Origin of the sequence: Ferruginibacter sp. (genome assembly GCF_031430955.1) — a bacterium.
Lineage (GTDB): Bacteria > Bacteroidota > Bacteroidia > Chitinophagales > Chitinophagaceae > Ferruginibacter.
The window spans coordinates 1-7,796 of sequence record NZ_JANPCM010000738.1; the positions used below are offsets into that span (position 1 = coordinate 1).

Annotated in this window: 8 protein-coding genes; all 8 read left to right on the plus strand. The window is 34.6% G+C overall.

Annotation, left to right across the window (positions count from 1 at the left end; genetic code table 11):
- Positions 1 to 127 (plus strand): KH domain-containing protein (locus tag ACY65O_RS21120; protein ID WP_462222846.1); only part of this gene is annotated, 127 nt, incomplete at its 5' end.
- Between the two features lie 114 nt (positions 128 to 241).
- Positions 242 to 604: a four helix bundle protein gene (locus ACY65O_RS21125; RefSeq protein ID WP_462222840.1), complete on the plus strand. Its 363-nt coding sequence runs from the start codon at positions 242 to 244 to the stop codon at positions 602 to 604.
- A gap of 105 nt (positions 605 to 709) precedes the next feature.
- Positions 710 to 1,786 carry a ribosome biogenesis GTPase Der gene (gene der, locus ACY65O_RS21130; RefSeq protein ID WP_462222841.1) on the plus strand — a complete coding sequence of 359 codons (1,077 nt, stop codon included), beginning with the start codon at positions 710 to 712 and terminating at the stop codon, positions 1,784 to 1,786.
- Positions 1,787 to 1,798: 12 nt separating this feature from the next.
- Positions 1,799 to 2,023 (plus strand): hypothetical protein, encoded by a 225-nt coding sequence (locus tag ACY65O_RS21135; RefSeq protein ID WP_462222847.1) that lies wholly within the window; start codon positions 1,799 to 1,801, stop codon positions 2,021 to 2,023.
- 53 nt (positions 2,024 to 2,076) lie between these two features.
- Positions 2,077 to 2,409 carry a hypothetical protein gene (locus tag ACY65O_RS21140; protein ID WP_462222842.1) on the plus strand — a complete coding sequence of 111 codons (333 nt, stop codon included), beginning with the start codon at positions 2,077 to 2,079 and terminating at the stop codon, positions 2,407 to 2,409.
- 195 nt (positions 2,410 to 2,604) lie between these two features.
- Entirely contained in the window at positions 2,605 to 3,192 is a 588-nt protein-coding gene (locus ACY65O_RS21145) for an RNA polymerase sigma-70 factor (protein ID WP_462222843.1), read from the plus strand.
- Between the two features lie 57 nt (positions 3,193 to 3,249).
- Positions 3,250 to 4,374, plus strand: a complete 1,125-nt coding sequence (locus ACY65O_RS21150) for a FecR family protein (protein WP_462222844.1) — start codon at positions 3,250 to 3,252, stop codon at positions 4,372 to 4,374.
- A 159-nt stretch (positions 4,375 to 4,533) separates the two neighbouring features.
- Positions 4,534 to 7,796: TonB-dependent receptor (locus ACY65O_RS21155; protein ID WP_462222845.1), on the plus strand; the 3,263-nt coding region annotated here is incomplete at its 3' end.

Below are 7,796 nucleotides of genomic sequence, written 5' to 3' on the forward strand. Positions count from 1 at the left end.
ATTAGGTACCAACGCCAGAAAAGATATTGAAGAATTTTTAGGCAGTAAAGTATTTTTAGAATTGTTTGTAAAAGTGCGGCCTAAATGGAGGGATAATGAAATGCAGTTGAAGGAGTACGGATACTAGCAATGGGCAATGGGCAATGGTTACAAGAGTGTGTAGCTTTTAAAGATACATCAACAAAATAATATAATAATCAGAATCTTCAGGGTGCAAGCTGGTAACTGTAAACTGAATAACATGGGATGCTATAAAGATTTGGAAGTTTTTAAAAAAGCTTATTCACTGGCTATGGATATTTTTGAAATCAGCAAATCTTTTCCATCAGAAGAAAAATATATTTTAACGGATCAGATAAGGAGATGTTCCAGATCAGTTTGTGCAAATTTGGGTGAAGCTTACAGAAGAAGAAATTACCCTGCTCATTTTGTAAGTAAACTTACAGATTGCGATGCTGAAAATACAGAAACGGAAGTATGGATGATGTTTTCATCCAGTTGTAAATACATTAGTGACAGCGAATTTAAAAATTTAAGTGAAAGGTGTGCAGAAGTTGGAAGAATGTTGGGATATATAATAAGCCATCCGGAAAAATATTTATAATAATCAATTCAATAAAAAAAGGAAGCATTTGCGGACTGCCGATTGCCAACTGCTAAAAGCAGCGTGCCAATTGTCAACTGCCAACTGCCAACCGCAAACTGCACTATGAGTTTTACAGTAGCAATAACAGGAAGGCCCAATGTAGGCAAGAGTACATTTTTTAACCGTATGCTGGAGCAGCGTAAGGCCATTGTAGATGATATAAGTGGCGTAACAAGAGACAGGCAGTACGGCATAGCCGAATGGGCGGGCAAAACATTTAATGTAATAGATACCGGCGGTTTTGTACCCAAGAGCAATGATATTTTTGAAAAAGAAATTCGCAAGCAGGTGATGATTGCAGTGGAAGAGGCCAACGCCATTATTTTAATGGTAGATGTTGCAACAGGCATTACTGATCTGGATGAAAGCATGGCAAAAATTTTACGCAAAAGCAGCAAGCCGGTTTTTTTAGTGGTGAATAAAGTTGATAACCACGAAAGGCTTTTAGAAGCCAGCGAATTTTACAGCCTCGGTTTTGAAAACATATTTTTTGTTTCGTCTATCAGTGGCAGTGGAACAGGTGAAATTCTGGATGCCATTACTGCATTGATGAAACCGGAAGACGATGCGGTAGCAGAGAATGATGGTCTGCCTAAAATTGCAATTATTGGTCAGCCTAATGTGGGTAAATCTTCTTTATTAAATGCATTGATTGGTACCGAGCGTACCATAGTAAGTGATATTGCAGGTACCACAAGAGATACCATTCACACCCACTATAATTTATTTAATAAAGAATTTGTTTTAATTGATACTGCTGGTATCCGTAAAAAAACAAAAGTACATGAAGACCTGGAATTTTATTCAGTGATACGTGCCATTAAAGCATTGGACGAAGCGGATGTTTGTATGCTGATGCTGGATGCAGGTAAAGGTTTAACAGCCCAGGATCTTTCTATATTTGCTATGGCGGTTAAAAAAGGAAAGGGAGTAGTGGTACTGGTAAATAAATGGGATTTGGTAGAAGATAAAAAAACAAACACTGTTAAAGATTTTGAGAAAGATTTGAAAAAAAGATTTGCACCATTTTCCGATGTGCCCATTGTTTTTATTTCGGTAACAGAAAAGCAACGTATTTTTAAAAGCATTGAAACAGCACTTGAAGTGTATGATAACAGGCTGCTTAAAGTGCCTACTTAAAAATTAAACGACATAATGCTTAAGGCTATTGAAGGCTATCACCCACCGGTAGTAAGAGGGAATTTGATTAAAATAAAATATGTTACACAGTTGCCCACACATACACCTACGTTTGCTTTTTTTGCTAACTATCCCGATGATATTAAAACCCCTTATAAAAATTATTTAGAAAATCAAATACGGGAGAATTTTAACTTTAGCGGAGTACCTATAAGGCTATTCTTTAGAAAAAAATAACCGTTAGTTTTTTTTAAATATTTACTTTTGTTTCGAATTATAAAACTTAAAAAATGATGAAAAAACTATTAACAATTATTACGCTTGCAGTGGTACTTACTGCCTGCGATAATGGCACTGCTGAAAAAACTACAGAAACAAAAAAAGATTCTACTGTTGTTTCAATGGCTGATGAAGCAAAAGCCATCAGCGATTCTGCAGAAAGCAAACTGGAAGCATTTAAAGATACTGCAGCAAAAAATTTAAAAGTGATGAAAGACAGTGCCGCCAGCACTATAAAAGTAATTGGCGATACGGCTGCCAGCAAATTAAAAAAAGCCGGTAATAAAATTAAAGATGCCGGTAACAAAATGATGGAAAAAGTAAAAGAAGAAATAAAACAGTAGTGCTATAGTTTACTTTATAAAAGTGTATATAAAATTTCCTGCTTTCGCAGGATTTTTTATATACATGTATTTTGAAGACTTGCTTTTAATATTTATTTTTTTTGCTTTATGTCTTTCATGGTTCTTAATTTATTTTTATTGAAAAAATTTTTTATCGGAAAAAAATTTTAAATTTGAATACGATTATCATTGCTAATGAATAAAACAAATCCACTTAATAATACTTCTGTTCACGAATTGCAGCAGCGTATTGCGGAATACGAAGATGTGGCTTCTTACAAAAAACTTTTCTTTCACTTTTTTCAACCATTAAAAAGTTTTTCTTATTCCATTACTAAATCAAAAGAAACAGCAGAAGAAGTAGTATCTGATATTTATATTGAAATTTGGGCCAGAAGAAAGCAGTTGCAGGAAATTGAAGATTTAAAAATGTATTTATATATCAGCGTAAGAAATGCTTCATTGAGGCGGTTAAAACAGACCCAAAAAACAAGTGTGCTTTCTTTAGACGACCTGGAGGTTGAGTTTGCCAGTAATGACCCTGATGCAGAAAATAATATTATCACCAATGAACTGGCCGAAAAAATTGAAAGAGCCATAGAATCTTTGCCCCAGCAATGTAAAATAATTTTTAAACTGGCAAAACAGGATAAATTAAAATATAAAGAAATTGCACAACTTCTTAATATCAGCGTAAAAACTATAGATAACCAACTTTCAACTGCCTTAAAAAAAATAGCCTCTGTTCTTAATTTACCTGCAAAAAAAACAGCGTCAAAATAAGTTGTATTTACTTATAGGGGATTTGTAATTTATTTGTCTCTAATAGAATACAGCTATATGAGTAAAGACAGAATTTGGACTTTAATGTCCCGAAAATTATCGGGAGAAGCTACAGAAGCCGAACTATCCGAATTGAATGAATTAACTAAAATTCATCCTGATACAGATACCTCCTTACAATTTATTGATCAATACTGGACTGTTCCTGCAGAAAAAGACGATGATTTCTTAGAAGCTACTTTTCTACTGCATTCTGGCAGGTTAAACGAAAAAGGATTTGATCTGGAATTGAATAATAATGAAACCGGTTCATTTTCCCTGGATTTTACTCCGCAGCAGCCTAACAGAAAAAAAAGATTATTTATTGCCACTACAGCGTTTTTTACTGTTGCAGTTTTAATTTTTGTATTTATTAATACCACAAAAAATACTGTTGCTGGTGCCAAAGAAAAAATTGCACAAAGCGAAGTAAGCACAAGAAACGGCTCCCGTACAAAAATTCAATTGCCCGATGGCAGCTCTGTTTGGCTTAACAGCAGCAGTAAATTAACTTACGTTAATCAACATTTTGGTACAGGTGTAAGAGAGGTTTCTTTATCGGGGGAAGCTTATTTTGATGTTGTAAAAAATCCTGCCAAACCATTTATCATCCATACAGCTAAAATGGATATAAAAGTATTGGGTACTGCTTTTAATGTAAAATGTTATCCCGGCGAAAAAACTACAGAAACCAGTTTAATAAGAGGCAGTGTTGAAGTTACTTTAAAAGACAGGCAGGAAAAAATAATAATGAAGCCTAACGAAAAACTGATTATTAATGATGAAGATATAAATCCACTTAAAACAAATGCAGCACTGCAGCCTAAAAAAATGCCTTTAATAAAAGACAAACCCATTATACAGTTAAGCCATGTAACATTATACCCAACTGATAATACCGTTGTAGAAACAGGGTGGGTAGAAAGCAGGTTAATTTTTAGTGGAGAAACATTAGAAGAAATTGCTTTAAAAATGGAACGCTGGTACGGGGTTACTATTATAATAAAAAACGAAAAACTAAAAAAGGAATTACTTACCGGATCATTTGAAAATGAAACTATTTACCAGGCCCTTGATGCTTTGCAGATAACGACCCCTTTTGTATATAAAATAAATAATAACACTATTACTATTCTTAAATAAAACTATGCTGCAAATGAAAAAAATAATCTTAATTAATAGTTCCTAAAATAAAAAAACGGGAAATGTTGACGCATTTCCCGGGATGGCAAAGTTAGAAAACCAGTATCGCTGTAAAACTAAACTTTAAGTTCTCACTTTAACTTACCAAAACATAAAAATATGAAAAAAAGCCAACGATTATTTGGTATCAGGGCGCAAAGCCTGGCAAAAATTATACTGCGTATGAAACTAGCCATTGTTTTTACACTACTTACAAGTTTGCAATTATCTGCAAAAACTTATTCTCAGGAGCGTATTACGCTTAAGTTAGAATCGGCAGAACTAAAAACCGCTTTAAAACAAATTGAGAAAAAAAGTATGTACAGATTTTTGTACAACAACGAAGTATTATCTGCTACCCAAAAAGTAAACATCAATGCCAATAATACATTGGTTACAGATGTTTTAAATAATGTTTTCAATTCAACAGCATTAACCTACCGCATTTTAGATAATAACCTGGTGGTTATTACGCAAAAAAACTTTGTTACACAGGATGTTAAAGTAACAGGAAAAATTACCAGTGCCAATGGCGAGCCTGTAGCCGGTGTTAGTGTAAAAATTAAAGGATCAACAGTGGGTACTTCCACAGATGCTGCAGGTAATTATTCTATATCAGTACCTGATGGTGCAAGACTAGTTTTTTCTTCAATTGGTTATGCAACAGAAGAAGTAGCAGTTGGCACCCGTACAGAAATAAATATAGTGCTCCAGATTGCAGCTAAAGATATTAATGAAGTGGTGGTAATTGGTTATGGTACTGCAAGCAAAAGAGATTTAACAGGTTCGATTGTAAAAGTTTCTGGAAAAGATATTGCTGATAAACCCAATACAAATCCTATTGCTTCTTTACAGGGCAGGGTGGCTGGTTTATCTGTTGTAAATAATGGTACACCGGGCCAGGCGCCAGATATTCGTATCCGTGGTACAATAAGTATCGGGTCGGTATCTCCTTTGTATGTGGTGGATGGTGTTTTTAATGATAATATTGATTACATCAATCCAAATGATATTGAATCAGTAGAAATATTAAAAGATCCTTCTTCACTTGCAATTTTTGGTGTAAGAGGTGCAGCAGGTGTAATTGCAATTACAACCAAAAAAGCCAAAGCAGGCCAGGTTATCATTAATTACAATACTTCTTATGGAGTAAAAAAATTGGTTGATAAAATAGAATTGGCTAATTCTGATCAGTTTAAAACTTTGTATGAAGAAGAAAAAGTTAACATTGGCGTAAATTCTCCGTTTGATTATTCCAAATGGACCGCTAATACAGATTGGATAGATGCTGTTACCAGAACGGGCAAATTCAATTCTCATAACCTCAGCCTTTCCGGTAGTACTGATAAAAATAAATTCAACATGGGTTTCGGTTATACTTCTGATGAAGGATTGATCCGGCATGAAAAATTAGAGAAAATACTTTTCTCTTTAAATGATGAATTTAAACTGAGTAAAGCCATTCGTGTTGGATTTAATTTTAATGGTGTAAGGCAAAATAATCCTTACGGAGCAGGCGGTGTATTAGATCAGGCCCGTAAAGTAATTCCAATAGTTTCTTCCGGAACTAAATCTATTTATGCAAAAAATCCCTACGGATTAGATAGCATGAATCAAAATTTATATTACGAATTGCCATTGATTCAAAACTCAGGTGTGGTTAACCCGTTATTACAATTAGAAAATGAATGGAATAAAACCATAAATGTAGAATACAGAACGGTGGCCAGTGTTTTTGCTGAGATTAATTTTTTACGTGATTTCAGTTTTAAATCAACAGTATATGCTGACATAAGCAATGTGAATTACAGGAGGTATACACCACTCTATAATTCTTATGATGCTGCTACTAATTCATTTTATTTATATAGCCCGGCAACAAGGGTTGTTGAAAATGATGATTCATACAAAAAATTTCAACAGGATCATATCCTTACTTATAAGAAAAGAATTGGCGATCATAGTTTAAATGCTACAGCTGGTTTTACTACCTACTATTTTGGTCACTTTGGAAGATATGGTACGGTTAATCAGAGTTCAACGGGATCTGCAATACCAGACAATAAAAGATTTTGGTATATAGATAATGGTTTTGGAGATGCACAGTCACGCAGGTCAGCATCAGGGCAAAATGAAAAAACTACGGTTTCGGGTTTAGTAAGAGCGGTATATAATTACCAAAATAAATATTACCTCAATGGATCTTTCAGGCGTGATGCCTCTTCTCAAATTTCTCCAAGCGAAAGAGCGCAAAACTTTTGGGCTGTTGGTGCTGCATGGGAAATGACCAAAGAGAATTTTATGAATGACCAGCAGATATTTGATTTTGTAAAATTAAGAGGATCAATAGGATTGTTGGGTAATCAAAATACTTATGGATATGATTACCCTTTCTTCCCTGCATTAAACAGCAGTGCAGCAGCTGTATTTGGTAATAATATTTATACTGCTGTACAACCCACTTATATCCCAGACAGAAACCTGAAATGGGAAACAGTACAGGCAAAAGAAATAGGTGTAGAACTGGCGGCTTTTAAAAACCGTCTGCATTTGGATATCGCCTATTTTGATAAAGTAACAAAAGATTTGATGACCTTTATTCCTGGCCTTAACGGAACAGTATCCAGGTTAAGCAATATTGGCAGCATTAAAAATAGCGGTATTGAAATAGCAGGAAACTGGAATCAAAAAATAACCAGGGATCTTACAGTTACCATCAGTGGTAATTTAACCACTTACAAAAATAAAGTGCTGGAATTAGCTACTAAAGATTTTGCCTTAATCAATGGATTTAACAGAACAGTAGTGGGCGAACCCATTGGTTCTTTCTATGGTTATATAGTAGAAGGTATTTATCAGAGTTATGCCGATAAATTAAAATCACCGGTTAATACAGAATTTTCTTATGGCCCCGGCGATTTAAAATACAAAGACGTAAATGGCGATGGTAAAATAAACACTGCCGATAAAACTGTAATTGGCAACCCAACACCTGATTTTACTTATGGCGGATCAGTAACTTTTAATTACAAAGGTTTCGATTTAGGCATTGATGTGGGTGGAGTTTATGGCAATGAAATTTACAGGAACTGGGGTGGTACAGAGTCTCCCTTCCAGCGTGTGAACTATCCTGCATTTAAAATAAACAGGTGGCATGGTGAAGGTACTTCTAACTGGGATCCTATTTTAGGCCAGGATCACCGTATCAATTACGAAGCCTCTACTTACGGTATCGAAGATGGCAGTTATTTCAGGATAAGAAATATTCAGATAGGTTACAACTTTGCCCAGAGCATACTATCAAAAACTAGGGTGGTTAAAAACCTTCGTTTATTTGGTAATGTACAAAATCCTAAAACCTTTAAATGGAATTCGGGTTATAC